The organism is Pseudomonas sp. GM60, assembly GCF_000282415.1.
Classification (GTDB): domain Bacteria; phylum Pseudomonadota; class Gammaproteobacteria; order Pseudomonadales; family Pseudomonadaceae; genus Aquipseudomonas; species Aquipseudomonas migulae.
Map to the genome: position 1 here is coordinate 1 of NZ_AKJI01000101.1, position 15,716 is coordinate 15,716.

A 15,716-nucleotide genomic window follows, 5' to 3' on the forward strand; every position below is an offset into this window, starting at 1 on the left:
GCGAGGCACCGAACGAAAGGGGCAAGAGCGCTTGGTTACTTGCCGCTTCTGCAAGTGACTCGCCGTAAAGGCGAAACCAATAGCCGCCTCATCCGAAAAAACGGATATGTACTCAAACAACAATCTCCCACAAGCTTTGACACGGCATGGATCAACGTCGGCAAAGTCACCGACGGAGGTCAACGATAACGCGGGAAGCCTGGCCTCTGACCCTTCCCTGGCAAGCTCACCCCGGGCAAAAAAAAGGCGACTGCTGGCACAGTCGCCGAAAAAACCGGTGTTGTCGACACCGGTCGAGGACACCACCACAGTGAGGAGTCAACCGCGGTGCAGCCCTCTGTCAAAAAGCGTTATGCGTCGGGTGTCAAAGCCCCCAGTGCAGCAACAACAGCACCAGCACGACGAGGAACACCGTCTCCCCCACCATCAACAGAATCGGCTTGATACCCACCGCCGCCAGTTCCTTAAGCTGGGTCTTCATACCCAGGGCACTGATGGACACCACCAGGCACCAGCGCGACAGCTCATTGATCGAGCCCTGCACCACCGGGGCTATCCACCCGGTGCTGTTAATGCACGCCAGCAACAGGAAACCGACGGCGAACCACGGCAACAACGGTGGTCGCTTGCCGGTCGGATCGGCGCCCTGCATGCGGGTAATCATCGCGGCGGTGACGATCACCGGCAGCAGCATCGCGACCCGCATCAGCTTGACCACCGTGGCCGTATCGCCGGTCTCGGTCGACATGCTGTAACCGGCGCCGACCACCTGGGCCACGTCATGGATGGTCGCCCCGAGAAACACCCCCGCCACTTGCGGCGACAGTTGCAGCCAGTTGGCAATCATCGGGTACACAATCATCGCCAGAGTCGACAGCGCCGACACCCCAATCACCGTGAACAACGTCGCGCGTTCTTTCTGCGGGTGATTAGGCAGCGCTGCCGCCAGCGCCAACGCGGCCGATGCACCACAAATCGCGGTGGCCCCTCCGGTGAGCATGCCGAACAAACGCTGAAAGCCCAGCGCCTTGGCAGCGATCACTGAAACGCCGATGGTCACCACCACCAGAATCACCACCAGCGCCACTGGCTTCCAGCCCAGCGCAGCCATCTGTTCAAGGGTGATGCGCATGCCCAGCAGCGCCACGCCGATGCGCAACACGGTGCGCGCCGTGAACTCGATGCCGGCCTTGCAGGCACCGTCGCTGGCCAGAAAATTCAGGGCCATGCCCAATAGCAAGGCAAACAGCATCACCGGCGCACCGTAGTGCTCGGACAAAAAGGACGCGGCCGCCGCCACGATCAGACTGACGACAAAACCCGGCGCCAGTTCGCGCGTTCGGCTGTGGATACGGGTGAGAGCGATGGCGTTCATGGCGCGGCCTCCTCGGGAACAATGACGATGAATGCCTGACCGTCGATGATCTCGACCGGGTAGTTGGCGACTTTGACTGCGGTGGAATTGAGCAGGTAACCGCTGCGCAGATCGAAGCGCAGACCATGGGCGCAGCATTGAATCACTCGCCCCTCAAGACGCCCGCCACACAGCGAGGCGCCCTGGTGCGGGCAACTGTCGTCGATGGCGAACAAGTCACCTTCGACGTTGAACAGCGCCAGGCTTTTTTCATCGAATTCGAACAGTGCACGACCGCCCGCCTGCGGGTGTTTGCCGGCAGGCACGGGGATACGCCGGGTCATGCAGGTTGCCGCTCGTAATCACTTTCTTTCAGTGCCTGGCTCATGGCCCCGAGCAACACCGCTGCAGGTTGCGCGCCCACCACCGTCATGCGGCGATCGAACTGAAAGCCCGGTACGCCACTGCTCGCCTCGGGTGATCCGGCAAATGGCGTGGCGTCGCCCGTCAGGCAGTCAGCCAAAACCTGCGCATCAATGCCGCAGGAGCGGGCAATGGCGAGCAAGGTCTCGCGGCAACCAAGGTTTTCGCGTTTGCGGAAATAAGCGGCGAACAGCCGCTCAAGCAACATTTCACTCTGGGCAGCGTTGCCCAGCGCGCTGACCCGCTCGAACAGGCGATGGGCGTCTGCGGTATTGGGCATCGTCTCGATCTGGCCGAGGTCGATGGTCAGTCCAACCGCCGCGGCAGCCTTTTGTACCTGGGCCTGGCGCATGGTCATGGCATCGGCATTGCCCAGACGCTTGCGGTAGAAATCGACGAAGGGCTCACCTTCCAACGGCAACTGCGGCAGCAACTGCACGCCATGCCACTGCGTGCTGATCTGCACATCCGGATGGCGACTGCGAAACTGTACCTGCGCATGCTCCAGTTGGCGTTTGCCGATCAGGCACCAGGGGCAGATAAAATCGAAAAACACATCAATCTGTAGACGACGACTCACAACTTCACCTCTAACCCGGCCTGGCTGACGGGGTCAGGCACGCGCTGACCCTGAAGGCGGGCAATATCTTTGTGGTAATGACACTTGGCATAAAAGAACACGGCCGCTGCCGCGAGGCTGACCAATGGCACCAGTTGGAAAGCGGCATGCAGGCCGATGAGGTCCGACACCCTTCCTGTGATGAACGGCCCTGGCGCCAGTCCCAGCATGTTGTTGGCCAATGTCAGCGTGGCGAAGGCCGTGCCATGGACCGAGTAATGGGTCAGGTTGGCGACCATCGCGCCAGCCGGGCCGGTGGTACCGGTGGCAATCAGCATGCCCAGGCAAATCAGTGCCAGTTGCATAGGCCCTGCCGTCATTGCGAACGCCGCCGACAGCAGCAGGCAACTGCCCAGGCAAAAGGCGATGGCCAGGCTGACCTTGCGTTCCGGCGAGTTGCGACACAGCCGATCGCTGAGCATGCCGCACACAATCATCCCCGCACCGCTGCACAGCACGATGATCGCCGCCATGGCGCCGGCTTTGTCCGTCGGCATGTCGTAGTAGCGATTGAGGTAGCTGGGAATCCACACCATCACCGTGCCGCCGACGAACAGCTGCAAGCCGCTGGCGACGTAGGTTGCTACCACCGAACGACTGGACCACAGCGTACGCAGCGGACGCTTGGCCCCCGCGACAGCCTTGGCGACCCGTTGCGGAGCGATGCGCGCTTCCTTGACGATGATCGGATAAAGCATCGCCAGCACCAGGCCAAACAACGCCATGCCGGCGAACGACCAGCGCCAGCCCAGCTTGGCCGCGATGGCACCGCCCAACGCCATGCCCAGCACCGAACCGAACATGCCGCCCGCCATGAACGCGCTGGCCAGGGTGGCGCGCATGTGTTTCGGAAACACCGAAATCACCACGGCGATACCGACGCTGCCATAAGCCGCTTCACCGACGCCGACCATGAACCGGGCAATGAACATTTGCTGGTAATCCTGCGCCAATGCGCAGCCCAGCGTGGCCAGGCTCCACAGCAGCGCCATCAGCGCCAGGCTCTTGACTCGCCCAAAGCGGTCAGCCATCAACGACAGCGGGAAGGTCAGCAGGCCGACCATCAAGGCAACGATGCCGCTGAGCAACCCGAGCTGGCCGTCACTCAGGGCCCACTCGCTCTTGAGCAGCGGGAACACCGCGTTCAGCACCTGACGCGACATGTAATCGGAAATCAACAGGCCGAACGTCAATGCAAAAACGATCCAGGCATATTGGCGCGAAACGCCGACGCAACCTGCGTCGTCATCGTCAGCGGCGATTGGGTGAAAGGCCATGCAGCCTCCTCAATGCTTTTATTTATTGTTGTTATCAAGCGTGTTGCAGTGCGGTGGACGAGAGGTTGCGGCCCCTCGTCCGGACCGCCGGTCAGCCGCGTTGCGGCACACCCTTTTGCCCAGCCTTGCGGTTGGGGGCCATACCGTTGGCCAGCAGGGTCTGCTCGATGCTGTCGTACTTCACACCGATGCGATAAATCTCGCGGGCTTCTTTGCCCGTGGCGATTTCGCGACCCAGTTCATGGGCAATGCGCACGGTTTGCTGGATCTGCGCCACCGAGCCGAAGCGATCACCCTTGTGATCAATGATAGTGTCTTCATTGCCCACGCGCGGGTGCATGCCCATGGCCATCGACATGGTGTTGAACGGCATGACGTTCTTGAGCAACGACTCGGAGGTCAGGGTGCAGCCGTTCGGCGCGCGGTGGATGAAATTGAAGAAGTTGAACGGGTTCGGACCGTCGAAACCGCCACCGATGCCGATCCAGGTCAGGTTCAGCGGGCCCTTGTAGATGCCCTTGCGCACCAGGCGCTCGAGGGTTTCCAGGGCATGCATGCCGGTCAGCTGGAAGTGCGGCTGGATGTCGTTGTCCATCAGGCGCTTGAGGTGCTCGGCAACCCAGGCAGGGCCGGCCGGTACGGTCATTTCGCTGTAGGCAGCCTGGATCAACGGGTTAGCCAGTGAGGTACCTTCCAGGTATTGCGGATACAGCAGCTCCATGATGTTCATCTGAGTGGTGTTGATCGCCACCGTGACCTGATCCGGTTTTGGCGTCAGCTCGGCCAGCATGTGGCGGGTGTCGTCGGACAGCCACTTGGCGGCTTCGCCATCACTTTCCGGGGCGAAGGAAATCGAACCGCCGACCTGGATGATCATGTCCGGCACCGCTTCGCGCACGCCGGCGATCAGCTCGTTGAACTTCGACAGGCGCTTGGAGCCCTTGCCGTCCAGTTCACGCACATGCAGGTGCAGCACGGTGGCGCCGGCTTCATAGCAATCGACCGCTTTCTGGACTTGCTCGTCCATGGTCAGCGGGATGTCTTCCGGGAAATCTTCAGGCATCCATTCCGGGCCGTACGGGGCCACGGTGATGACCACTTTTTCCATGTTTTCCGGGTGCAGGGAATCGTCGAAGAATTGCATGATTTACTCCACTTTTTATGATTGTCCCGCCCACCCGGGATCGTGCCGGGCAGACGTGTTTACGAGTGCGTATGCAGAAAGGGTCGATCAGTAGGTCTTGTCGCCGATGATCCCGGCGCGCTCCATCTTGCGATGGCACGGCGGGTAATCCATGACGGCGTAGTGCTGGGTACTGCGGTTGTCCCAGATGGCGATGCTGTTGGGCTTCCAGCGCCAGCGCACCTGATACTCGGGGATGTACGCCTGGCTGATCAGGTAGCGCAGCAATTCGCTGGCGCCGGGGTTGGCGTCCTGGCCGAAGCGCACCCGCTCAGAGGTGTGGTAGTTGCTGATGTGAGTGGTGAAGGCGTTGACGAACAGCACCTTCTCGCCGGTTTCCGGGTGGGTGCGCACCACCGGGTGTTCGGCGTCCGGGTACATCGCCTTGAGCGCCAGGCGTTTTTCGATCGGCATCGCCGCACCGAAACTCGCTTCGATGCTGTGACGGGCACGCAGGTCGGCGATTTTCACCTTCACGTCTTCCGGCAAACGCGCATAGGCCTCGACCATGTTGGCCCACATGGTGTCGCCGCCGACCGGCGGGCATTCCACGCAGCGCAACACGCACCCCATTGGCGGCGCCTCGCGCCAGGTGGCGTCGGCGTGCCAGGCGTTTTCATAGCGGTCCATCGGCTGGTCCGGATTCTTGTAGATCCGCACCAGCCCCGGATGATCCGGATCGCTGCCGGCCACCGGATGGTCTTCCAACTCACCAAAGCGGCGAGCGAAGGCCACGTGCTCGTCGCGAGTGATGTTCTGATCACGCAGGAATACCACCCGGTGCTTGAGCAACTGGGCACGAATCTCGGCAAACAGACCGTCGTCATGCACCGCGTCGGCGAGGTTCACGCCGATCAGTTCGGCGCCGATGTTGCAGGTCAATTGTTCGACTTTCATGGCTGGCCGCTCCTTAAATGACGAAAATCGACGAACCGGTGGTCTTGCGCGACTCAAGGTCGCGATGAGCCTGCACCGCATCCTGCAAGGCGTAGTGCTGGTTGATCTCGATCTTGATCCGACCGCTGCCGACGTGGTCGAACAACTCACCGGCCAGGGCGGCTTTCTCCGCAGGGTCGGCGATGTAGTCAGCCAGGGCCGGACGGGTCAGGAACAACGAGCCTTTCATTGCCAGCATCACCGGGTCGAACGCAGGGATCGGACCGGATGCCGTGCCGACGCACACCATCAGGCCACGACGCTTGAGCGAATCCAGGGAGCCGGCGAAGGTGTTCTTGCCGACGCTGTCGAACACCACGTTGACGCCGACGCCATCGGTCAATTCGCGAACGCGGGCGGCGACGTCTTCATGGCTGTAATTGATAGTATGGTCGCAACCGTGAGCCCGGGCGATTTGGGCCTTTTCTTCGGTCGAAACCGTGCCGATCACGTTCAAGCCGAGCAATTTGGCCCACTGCGAGACGATCAGGCCAACGCCACCGGCGGCGGCGTGCAGCAGAATGCTGTCGCCCTCCTTGAAGTCGTAGATGCGGCGCATCAGGTACGAAGACGTCAGGCCGCGCATGGTCATGGCCGCTGCGGTCTCGAAACTGATGGTTTCCGGCAGCTTGATCAACGGCGCGGCCGCGATCAGCCGTTCGGTGCTGTAGGCGCCAAGGGTGTTGAGGAAACCGGTATAAGTGACGCGGTCCCCCACCTGGACGTTGGTCACCCCTTCGCCGACGGCCTGAACCACACCGGACGCTTCAACCCCCATGCCGTTGGGCATCGGAATCGGGTAAGTGCCATTGCGAAAATAGGTGTCGGCATAATTAAGGCCCACCGCCACATGACGAAGACGAACCTGGCCTGGACCGGGATCGCCGACCTCGACCTCCTCATAACGGAGGACTTCGGGACCACCGGTTTCGTAGAAGCGTACGGCGTTGGCCATTTTTTCTTATTCTCCAGTCTGTACAGCGTCGATTTGCGCTGATTGGACTGTAGGACGCAGTCTGGTGAGCCGCTTCTCATCAGACGACACCGGCTTTTCATTTCATGACAGATGGTGGCGGGCATGGAACGCAAGACTGCGCTATGACCAGGTTGGACCTGCGTCAGATATCGTCATCCGCCGCCTTGGTTGTGACGATGAGGGGCTCGATACCCCAGTCGCCGGGCACGTTCCAGTCTTCGCCAAACAGCTCGGCCGGATGCATCGTACGCTCGGAGCCATTGCCGCACGCCAACGACTTGGCCGGACAATACCGGTCGCACCCCCAGCAAATCCGCTCGGGGTGTTTGGGGTTGTCGGGGAAGTTCTTGGCCATGCCGATCTCCGATCATTGAGAGGCGTGCTTGCCAAGCTACAACCCTCGCGCGCAGTCGTCCTTGATGGATATCAAGCTATCGACATCGAGTGACTGCCCTCCCCCGATCATGATCCTGAGGCTAAGCTGATAACGGCCGAACAGACTTGGAGGCGTCGCTCATGATTAATAAAAATCCTCACCCGAACACAGAGACACCCGACCGTCCACCGCTGTCGACATGGGACGATCAAGACGCCGCCACATCCATCGATAGCGATGCGTTTATCGCCCCACCTGCGCTGACAAACGCCGAACTGGTTCACTTGCGTGTCCGCGTCATTGCCCTGGAAAACCTGGTCATCGCGCTGCTGGCGGAAGGTTCGGAACGTCAGCTCGCCGTTGCCCGGGAAATGGCCGGCTACATTTCCCCCAGAGCCGGATTTACCCAGCATCCCTTGACCGTCCATGCGGCGGCACAGATGACCCACAGCGTCGAGCGCGCCCAGCGATTTCGCCGGCGCGACGAGCCGTCGGTTTAATTACTTAAAACTTGATAGCAATCATTATTGTTCGCAGAAAACCTTCCTAGACTCGGGTTCCTACTCGTCAGTGCCCAGGAAGAAATCATGCGTACCTCTCTCACACTCGCTTTGCTCATGCTCGTACCACTGGCTCAGGCCAAGGAATACCCGATCGGCGAACCACAGCTGTGTCCGGGGCTGGAAGTCGGGGCGGTTTATCTGCAACCGATCGAGATGGAACCGGCGGGCATGATGCGCGCCACTGCGGATTCGGATGTGCATCTGGAGGCCGACATCCGCGCCACTGCGGATAATCACCAGGGCTTTCAGGAAGGCAGTTTCGTGCCCTATCTCAACGTCTCTTTCAATCTGAAAAAGCAAGGCAACGACCCGGAACTCAAAGGCGATTTCCACGCCATGGTCGCCAACGACGGTCCGCACTACGGCGACAATGTGAAGCTGATGGGGCCGGGCAAATATCAACTCACCTTCACCATCCTGCCACCCGGTGGTCACGCCTCTCTCGGTCGCCACACCGACAAGGAAACCGGTGTCGCGCCCTGGTTCGAACGCTGCGAGCTGCACTACGAATTCGTCTACGCCGGCATTGGCAAAAAAGGCGGCTATTGAATGAAACGCCTGCAGGTTGCCTGCCTGCTGGTGGCTGGAGCCCTTGCGCCGTTGACCGCCCATGCCGAGTTGCCGAGCTACGAACTGATCCTGCGCGATGGCCACTTCACGCCGGCCTTGCTGGAGGTCCCGGCCGGACAGCGATTCAAGATCGTCCTGAAAAACAACGGTCAGGGGCCGGCCGAATTCGAGAGCACACCGCTGCGGGTTGAAAAAGTCATGTCACCGGGCGTGACCACCTTTGTCGTCATTCACCCGCTCAGGCCCGGTCACTACCCGTTTTTCGACGAGTTCAATCCGCAACTGCCCGAGGGCGGCATCCTCGCGAAATAACCTGTCAGCGCACGGAGTTTTCATGAATCAATCAATGTTCATCGTCTGGCGCGAAAGCGTCGAGGCGTTGCTGGTGATCGGCATTCTCCAGGCCTGGGCCAGCCAGCAGGGCCAGGGTCATCGGCTGATCAAATACCTGTGGGTCGGCGTGGGGCTGGGGTTGCTGCTCTCGGGTCTGCTGGCTGTGCTGATTCTGTTTGCCGGCGAGGCCATGAGCGGCTCGGCCAGTGAATGGTTCCAGGCCGCACTCGCGCTGGTTGCCAGCCTGTTGATGGTGCAGATGGTGGGCTGGATGCATCGTCACGGGCGCTCCCTCAAACAGGATTTGCAGCGCCACGCCGACAGCCATCTGGCCCGGCAAGGCGGCATGGGGTTGTTGCTGCTGGCGATGCTTGCGGTCAGTCGTGAAGGCAGTGAAACGGTCGTGTTTCTCTATGGCGCCGGTGCTCAACTGCGAGGCCCGCAGCTCGGTTTGTTTGCCATCGGCGGCGCCATGGGACTGGTGCTGTCGGCGTTGACCATCATCCTGCTGCACAGCAGTCGCCGGTTCATTTCGTGGCAACGATTCTTTGCCATCAGCGAAGTCATCCTGCTCATGCTCGGGGCCGCATTGCTGGTCAGTGGCACCGAGCGAATCGGCGGCCAACTGCTCGCCCTCGATCTGCCGGAGCAGGTTTACGGCGTCATTGGCGACGCGTTCTGGGACAGCAGCGCCTTGCTGAACGACAGCCATGGACTGGGTGGTTTCCTGGCCGGTTTTGCCGGTTATCGGGCAACCCCCAGCGGCCTGACCTTGCTGGTATGGATCGGTTACTGGCTGGTCGTCGGCGGATGGCTACGGCAACGGACGATGGAAAAAGTCCCATGCCTGAACTGAGTTGGCACAATCGATGGCTCCAGCGACTGGGCGACGGGATGCGGCGCCATGCGCGGTTCATTCGTGCCGCGCAGTGGCTGGTTGTGGTGTTTTACGCAGTGCTGTTGGTGATCCCGCCGCTGCTGCCGCTGCCGGACAGCAAGGCCCGGATGCTCGACAACCTGACCTTGCTCGCGCAGTTTCTGTTTTGGGGGATCTGGTGGCCGTTCGTGCTGCTGTCGATCGTGATGTTCGGTCGGCTCTGGTGTGGCGTGCTGTGTCCGGAAGGCTCGCTCAGCGAATGGGCCAGCCATTACGGTAAAGGCATGGGCGTGCCGCGCTGGTTGCGCTGGGGCGGCTGGCCGACCCTGGCGTTCTGCCTGACGACCCTCTACGGCCAGTTGATCAGCGTCTATGACTACGCTCAGGCGGCGCTGCTGATTCTGGGTGGTTCGACAGTCGCTGCGGTGGTCGTCGGATTGTTGTTCGCCCGAGGCAAGCGGGTCTGGTGCCGTTACCTGTGCCCGGTCAGCGGCGTGTTCGCACTGCTTGCCCGCCTGGCGCCGGTGCATTTTCAGGTCAATGAACAACGCTGGATAGAAAACGCCCCGCCACGCCTGCCGCCACCCAATTGCGCACCGTTGCTCGATATCCGACGCCTGCAAGGCGCCAGTGATTGCCATGCCTGTGGGCGCTGCAGCGGGCAACGCGGTGCCGTCCAGTTGATCGCCCGGTCGGGCAATCAAGAGATTCTTCACGCGACGTCGCAGACGCTATCCCCGTGGGATGCTCGCTTGCTGCTGTTCGGTGTGATTGGCCTGGCGATGGGCGCATTCCAGTGGACGGTCAGTCCCTGGTTCGTCGCCCTCAAACAAACGCTCGCCCAATGGCTGGTTGAACACGACCAGTTCTGGGCCTTGCAAGACAACGCGCCCTGGTGGCTGCTCACCCATTACCCGCAGCTCAACGACAGCTTCAGTTGGCTCGACGGGTTCAGCATCGTCACTTACCTGAGTTTGAGTTCGGTGCTGCTCGGCACCGTGCTAATGGTTCTCTTGCGCCTGACCGCTCGACTGGCGGGCGATCGTGCACTGTATTGGCCCCTGGCGCTCACACTCACGCCCCTGGGTGGTGCGGGACTGTTTCTCGGGTTGTCGGCAACCACCGTGAAACTGCTGCGCTACGAAGGTTTGCTGCTGGAATGGGTGCAACCGGTCAGGGCCTGCCTGTTGGTGGCCGCGACAGGCTGGAGTTTGCTGCTGGGATGGAAGCGACTGAGCCGCGAAAACCGCTCTCTGGCGCGGCGCATGTCGGGCAGCGCCTGCCTGCTGTTGGCCAATGGTTTGATCGGGTTTGGCTGGTGGTTGCAGTTCTGGGGCTGGTCCTGAGCGCCCACCTCCACAACCACCCGCCCGGGTGGTCTAGACCTTGAATCGCGCTACGGTCTGATGCAGCGCCCCGGCCATCTGTGCCAGTTCATGGCCAGCGGTGTCGGTGTGCTGCGCACCCAGCAAGACTTGCTCGGACAAGGTGCGAATCCCCACCAGATTGCGATCCACCTCACGCGCCACCAACGCCTGCTCCTCCGTGGCACTGGCAATCATTAGGTTGCGTTCATTGATCTGCGAGATGGACCGGGTGATCTGATCCAGTGCATCACCTGAGCGCTGCGCCACTTCCAGGGTGGCCCGCACCAGGTGACTGCTGCTTTGCATGGCCGTCACCGCATGGCCGGTATCCTGGCGAATGTTGCCGATCATCTGCTCGATTTCCTGGGTGGACTCCTGCGTACGATGCGCCAACGCACGCACTTCATCGGCGACCACGGCAAAGCCGCGCCCGGCATCCCCGGCCCGTGCGGCTTCAATTGCCGCGTTGAGGGCCAGCAGATTGGTCTGCTCGGCGATGCTGCGAATCACGTCCAGGACTTTGCTGATGTCCTGCACCCGGCCCGCCAGTTGCTCGATGCGTTGCGAGGTGTCGGTGACGCCATCGGCCAGTTCGCCAATGGCAACCACGGTTTCCTGAACCTGTTCGCGGCCGCGCTGCGCGGTTTGCTCGGACTGTTTGGAGGCCTCGGAAGTACTGACCGCGTTGCGCGCCACTTCATCCACCGCAGCCGTCATCTGATTCACCGCCGCAGCGGCCTGCTCGATCTCCAGCCCCTGCAATTGCAGGTTGCTGGCAGTCTGGCTGCTGACGGCACTCAGTTCTTCGGAAGAGCTGGCTACCCGGTCAACCGAAGAAGCGATGTGCTTGACCATGGCATTCAGGCTTTGCTGCATCTGATGCATGTTCATCATCACACTGCCGTCGGCACTTGCACCCACCGGCACCTGAATCGTCAGGTCGCCCTCGGCGATTTCACTCAAGAACCGTGCGGCATCATCCGGCTCGCCACCCAATGGCCGGGTCACACTGCGCGTGACGACTATCGCAGCGGCAATCACCAGCGCCAGGCAGAACAGGAACAACCCGAGCATGTTGCGCCGGGCATCGCTGTACAGTGCCTGCGCCGACTGTTCACGGTCGATGAAGATTTTCCCTTGCAGCGCCATCAACTCATCCAGGCTGCGATACACCTCGGCTTCGGCCGGTACGACTTTCTGCTTCAGCTGGGCCATGGCATCGTCGGAAGCCCCTTGTCGAATCAAGACCTGCACCTGGGTGAACGCGGCAACGTAGGCTTCACGGTTCTTTTTCAAGGCGAGGTAAGCGGCTTTGCCCTCTGGCAGATAGAACAGCGGCTCAAGGGTTTCGAGCGCCTGGGTGATGCGTTTCTTGGTGGCGTCGATCGACTGCTGCACTTGCTGATTGTCCTTGTTGATCAGCAAGTCCCGGGTGTTCCTGGCGTTATCGCGCACGCCCGTGGCAATGACCATGATCGGTTCGATCTTCGGCCAGTCCTGTTTGACGATGACCACCGCCTGTTCCTTGAGCGTTGCCAGATCGTGCAACGCGTAAAACGCCATGCCCATCAGCGCCAGCGGCGCGATTGCAAAGCCGATGACGATCCGTTGTGCCGTGGTTAATTTAGCCATATCAAATGCTCCCAGTTTGATACCTGCCTGATTGGCAGCGCATTTGAAATTCATGGTGGATGTCACTGTTGAACGTTGTTCCTCGGGTTCGGTTACCCCCGTAACACGAACGCTGGAAACAACTCGCGCATCGCCTCCCAAAGATCGGGTAGCAAGGCCTGTGCCGAAACGCTCGGCAGCAGCGGATCGAACATCCGCTCGGTGCGTACCAGTTGCACGGCGAAGCGCTTGACGCCCAGCGCGCTCAATCGCTGCGCGAGGGTCAACAGACGTGCCGGTTCGACGAGATGCCAATGCACGGTGGTGCGGCACTCGTAGTCGACATTGCTGGCCAGCAGATGCTCGAGGCTGCGCCAGTTGGCTGTTCCGCTGCCCTCGACGCGAGTGATGGCCTGGCAATCCTCAGGCAATGCCTTGACGTCGAAGCCCACCCAGTCGGCCCCGGCCAGCGCCTTGGCGAACGCGGCCGGCTTGATGCCGGCGCTGTGCAAACCGATGCGAAATCCCATGGCGCGCACTTCATCCATGGCGCCGGGCAACGCGTCCTGCAAGGTCGGCTCACCGCCGCTGAACACCACGGCATCGAGCAGGTCCTGTCGACGTTGCAGAAACGCCATAACCCGCCGCCAATCCACTTCCTCGGTGCCACGAGGCGGGATCAGTTGCGGGTTATGGCAGTAACGACAACGCCAGGCGCACCCCTGGCAAAACAGCACGCAGGCGAGCTGTCCCGGATAGTCGATAGTGGTCAGGGGCACCATGCCCCCGACCCGCAGCATTCGACTCATTGGCGCCCGGCCACGGCCGCGCTTTCGGTGAAGTGCACCCGCTCACGGTGCTCCGACTGTTTGCCCGGATTGAACGCCGACACCGGACGGTGATAACCCATCACCCGGGTCCAGACTTCGCAGCGTTGACGTTGAGCCTGGGGCAGTGTTTGCGATGCAATCATGGTGAAGCTCCTTGCGGTTGAGTGGATCGAAATCAGTGAACGGTGCCGGTTTGCTGTTCTTTGAGCAGCAGGATCTCGTCGCATTTGGGGCAGAACTCGTGCTCGCCATCGAGGTAGCCGTGCACCGGGCAGATGGAGAATGTCGGGGTCACGGTCAGGTACGGCAGGCGGAACCGCCCGAGGGCTTTGCGCACCAGTTGCTTGCAGGCTTGGGTCGAAGAAATCCGCTCGGCCATGTACAGATGCAAGACCGTCCCGCCGGTGTATTTGCATTGCAATTCGTCTTGCAGTTCCAGGGCCTCGAAGGGGTCTTCGGTGTAGCCCACAGGCAGTTGCGAGGAGTTGGTGTAATACGGCGCCTGCGCGCTGCCGGCCTGGAGAATGTCGGGATAGCGCTTGAGGTCTTCCTTGGCGAAACGGTAGGTAGTGCCCTCGGCCGGCGTCGCTTCGAGGTTGTAGAGGTGGCCGGTTTCTTCCTGGAAACGCACGAGCGTGGCGCGCACATGGTCCAGCATCCTCAGGGCAAACTGCCGGCCGTGCTCGGTGTGCATGCCCTCCTTGTCGCCGCTGAAATTGCGCAGCATTTCATGCAGGCCGTTGAGGCCGATGGTCGAGAAATGGTTGCGCAAGGTGCCGAGGTAACGCTTGGTGTACGGGTACAAACCGGCGTCCATGTGATGCTGAATCACCTTGCGCTTGACCTCCAGGCTCTCCATCGCCAGTTCCATCAGCGTGTCCAGACGCTTGAGCAAACCGCTGGTATCACCCTTGAACACATAACCCAGTCGCGCGCAGTTGATGGTCACCACGCCGAGCGATCCGGTCTGTTCCGCCGAGCCGAACAAACCGCCGCCGCGCTTGAGCAACTCGCGCACGTCCAGTTGCAAGCGGCAGCACATCGAACGTACCTGATTGGGCTGCATGTCCGAATTGAGGAAGTTCTGGAAATACGGCAGGCCGTAACGCGCGGTCATCTCGAACAGGCGGTCAGCGTTTTCACTGTCCCATGGAAAATCATGAGTGATGTTGTAGGTCGGGATCGGAAAGGTGAACACCCGCCCTTTCGCATCGCCGGCCTGCATCACCTCGATATAGGCGCGGTTGAGCAGGTCCATTTCGGCTTGCAGGTCGCCATAGGCAAACGGCATTTCCTCACCGCCGATGATGGGAATCTGCTCACGCAGATCCTGCGGGCAAACCCAGTCGAAGGTCAGGTTGGTAAAGGGTGTTTGCGTGCCCCAGCGCGACGGGACGTTGAGGTTGTAGATGAATTCCTGGATCGCCTGGCGTATCTGCTCGAAACCCAGCTGGTCTTTGCGCACATAGGGCGCCAGGTAGGTGTCGAACGAACTGAATGCCTGGGCACCGGCCCATTCGTTTTGCAGGGTGCCGAGGAAATTCACCATCTGCCCCAGAGCACTGCTCAGGTGCTTCGGCGGACCGGCTTCGACCCGTCCCGGCACACCGTTGAGCCCTTCGTGCAATAGGGTGCGCAGCGACCATCCGGCGCAATAACCGGCGAGCATGTCGAGGTCGTGCACATGCAAATCCGCCTCGCGGTGGGCCTGGCCGATGGCTTCGCTGTAGACCTCGTCCAGCCAGTAGTTGGCGGTGACCTTGCCCGACACGTTCAGCACCAGCCCGCCCAGGGAATAGCCCTGATTGGCGTTGGCCTGGACCCGCCAGTCTTCACGGTCGAGGTATTCGTTCATGGAGGTGGCGACCTCGACCAGGGTCCGGCGGTCGCGGCGCAAGCGTCCGTGCTGTTCGCGGTAGACGATGTAGGCGCGCATGGCGAAGAAAAAACCGGCGTCCATCAGCACCCGTTCGACACGGTCCTGGATCTGTTCGACATGCAGTCTCGGCAGCCCTTCCAGACGGGCGAGTACGGCCTCGAGCAGGCCTTCGGCTTCAACGTCGGTGTATTCCCCGGTTGCCCTGCCGGCAGCGATCAACGCCTGACGGATCTTGTCGGCGTCGAAGGCAACCAGGTCACCGTTGCGCTTGTGCAAACGGTTACTTCCTACTGAGATCAGCGTGCTTTGCATTCGGCCTCCAGATACTACATATAGATTTTTATTCATCTAAAAACACAACATGCAGTGGAGGTTACGGACAAAGGGCGGATCTGCAATTGACCGATATCAAGATTTGGCGGTGATTGCTGAGCATTTGTTTTTGGTGTGTATATCCGTTTCTTCGGTGATGGCGGCTATTGGTTTCGCCCTTACGGCGAGTCACTTGGAAAAGCCCCAAGTAACCAAGGGCTCTTGCCCCT

18 protein-coding genes and 1 pseudogene are annotated in these 15,716 nt (G+C 60.9%); 6 read left to right on the forward strand and 13 right to left on the reverse strand.

All coding sequences use genetic code 11. From position 1 onward, the window contains the following. A partial coding sequence (locus PMI32_RS30755; protein WP_238541038.1) for a hypothetical protein occupies positions 1–189 on the forward strand: 189 nt, incomplete at its 5' end. Positions 190–364: 175 nt separating this feature from the next. On the opposite strand, the gene PMI32_RS06415 is transcribed toward PMI32_RS30755, so the two are convergent. From PMI32_RS06415 to PMI32_RS06380, 8 genes are all read right to left on the reverse strand, one after another. Continuing rightward, on the reverse strand, positions 365–1,375 hold the full coding sequence (locus tag PMI32_RS06415; protein ID WP_008032905.1) for a YeiH family protein: 1,011 nt from the start codon (positions 1,373–1,375) through the stop codon (positions 365–367). Further along, entirely contained in the window at positions 1,372–1,698 is a 327-nt protein-coding gene (locus PMI32_RS06410) for a Rieske (2Fe-2S) protein (protein ID WP_008032906.1), read from the reverse strand. The genes PMI32_RS06415 and PMI32_RS06410 overlap by 4 nt, the downstream gene beginning before the upstream one ends. Then, entirely contained in the window at positions 1,695–2,357 is a 663-nt protein-coding gene (locus tag PMI32_RS06405) for a DsbA family oxidoreductase (protein ID WP_008032907.1), read from the reverse strand. The genes PMI32_RS06410 and PMI32_RS06405 overlap by 4 nt, the downstream gene beginning before the upstream one ends. Continuing rightward, positions 2,354–3,673: an MFS transporter gene (locus PMI32_RS06400; RefSeq protein WP_008032908.1), complete on the reverse strand. Its 1,320-nt coding sequence runs from the start codon at positions 3,671–3,673 to the stop codon at positions 2,354–2,356. Before PMI32_RS06400 ends, PMI32_RS06405 begins: the two co-directional genes overlap by 4 nt. Positions 3,674–3,764: 91 nt before the next feature. After that, positions 3,765–4,817, reverse strand: a complete 1,053-nt coding sequence (locus tag PMI32_RS06395; RefSeq protein ID WP_008032909.1) for a beta-keto acid cleavage family enzyme — start codon at positions 4,815–4,817, stop codon at positions 3,765–3,767. Between the two features lie 87 nt (positions 4,818–4,904). Next, positions 4,905–5,753, reverse strand: a complete 849-nt coding sequence (locus PMI32_RS06390) for a TauD/TfdA dioxygenase family protein (protein ID WP_008032911.1) — start codon at positions 5,751–5,753, stop codon at positions 4,905–4,907. A gap of 13 nt (positions 5,754–5,766) precedes the next feature. After that, the gene (locus PMI32_RS06385; protein ID WP_008032914.1) at positions 5,767–6,747 is read right to left on the reverse strand and encodes a quinone oxidoreductase family protein; all 981 of its coding nucleotides are present in this window, start codon (positions 6,745–6,747) and stop codon (positions 5,767–5,769) included. 163 nt (positions 6,748–6,910) lie between these two features. Then, entirely contained in the window at positions 6,911–7,123 is a 213-nt protein-coding gene (locus PMI32_RS06380) for a DUF3079 domain-containing protein (protein ID WP_008032916.1), read from the reverse strand. A gap of 161 nt (positions 7,124–7,284) precedes the next feature. Between PMI32_RS06380 and PMI32_RS06375 the strand changes: the two genes are divergently transcribed. From PMI32_RS06375 to PMI32_RS06355, 5 genes are all read left to right on the forward strand, one after another. Next, positions 7,285–7,644, forward strand: coding sequence for a hypothetical protein (locus PMI32_RS06375; protein ID WP_008032918.1), 360 nt, complete (start codon positions 7,285–7,287; stop codon positions 7,642–7,644). A gap of 87 nt (positions 7,645–7,731) precedes the next feature. Beyond that, positions 7,732–8,256, forward strand: coding sequence for an iron transporter (locus PMI32_RS06370; RefSeq protein ID WP_008032922.1), 525 nt, complete (start codon positions 7,732–7,734; stop codon positions 8,254–8,256). Beyond that, positions 8,257–8,589 carry a cupredoxin domain-containing protein gene (locus PMI32_RS06365; protein WP_008032923.1) on the forward strand — a complete coding sequence of 111 codons (333 nt, stop codon included), beginning with the start codon at positions 8,257–8,259 and terminating at the stop codon, positions 8,587–8,589. 22 nt (positions 8,590–8,611) lie between these two features. After that, positions 8,612–9,466, forward strand: a complete 855-nt coding sequence (locus tag PMI32_RS06360; RefSeq protein ID WP_008032924.1) for an FTR1 family iron permease — start codon at positions 8,612–8,614, stop codon at positions 9,464–9,466. Beyond that, positions 9,454–10,833: a 4Fe-4S binding protein gene (locus tag PMI32_RS06355; protein ID WP_008032925.1), complete on the forward strand. Its 1,380-nt coding sequence runs from the start codon at positions 9,454–9,456 to the stop codon at positions 10,831–10,833. The genes PMI32_RS06360 and PMI32_RS06355 overlap by 13 nt, the downstream gene beginning before the upstream one ends. 33 nt (positions 10,834–10,866) lie before the next feature. Here the strand turns inward: PMI32_RS06355 and PMI32_RS06350 are convergent, their stop codons facing one another. The 5 genes and pseudogenes from PMI32_RS06350 to PMI32_RS06335 all read right to left on the reverse strand — a co-directional run bounded on the left by PMI32_RS06350 (position 10,867) and on the right by PMI32_RS06335 (position 15,486). Further along, entirely contained in the window at positions 10,867–12,003 is a 1,137-nt protein-coding gene (locus tag PMI32_RS06350; protein ID WP_443216527.1) for a methyl-accepting chemotaxis protein, read from the reverse strand. Further along, a pseudogene (locus PMI32_RS31130) lies at positions 11,995–12,540 on the reverse strand (MCP four helix bundle domain-containing protein); the annotation flags it as partial. The gene PMI32_RS06350 and the pseudogene PMI32_RS31130, both read right to left, overlap by 9 nt. 38 nt (positions 12,541–12,578) lie before the next feature. Beyond that, positions 12,579–13,274, reverse strand: a complete 696-nt coding sequence (locus PMI32_RS06345; RefSeq protein WP_008032932.1) for an anaerobic ribonucleoside-triphosphate reductase activating protein — start codon at positions 13,272–13,274, stop codon at positions 12,579–12,581. Beyond that, positions 13,271–13,438 (reverse strand): anaerobic ribonucleoside-triphosphate reductase, encoded by a 168-nt coding sequence (nrdD, locus tag PMI32_RS30905; RefSeq protein WP_008032934.1) that lies wholly within the window; start codon positions 13,436–13,438, stop codon positions 13,271–13,273. Before nrdD ends, PMI32_RS06345 begins: the two co-directional genes overlap by 4 nt. 32 nt (positions 13,439–13,470) lie before the next feature. Then, entirely contained in the window at positions 13,471–15,486 is a 2,016-nt protein-coding gene (locus PMI32_RS06335) for a ribonucleoside triphosphate reductase (RefSeq protein WP_008032936.1), read from the reverse strand. Positions 15,487–15,716 lie beyond the last annotated feature (230 nt).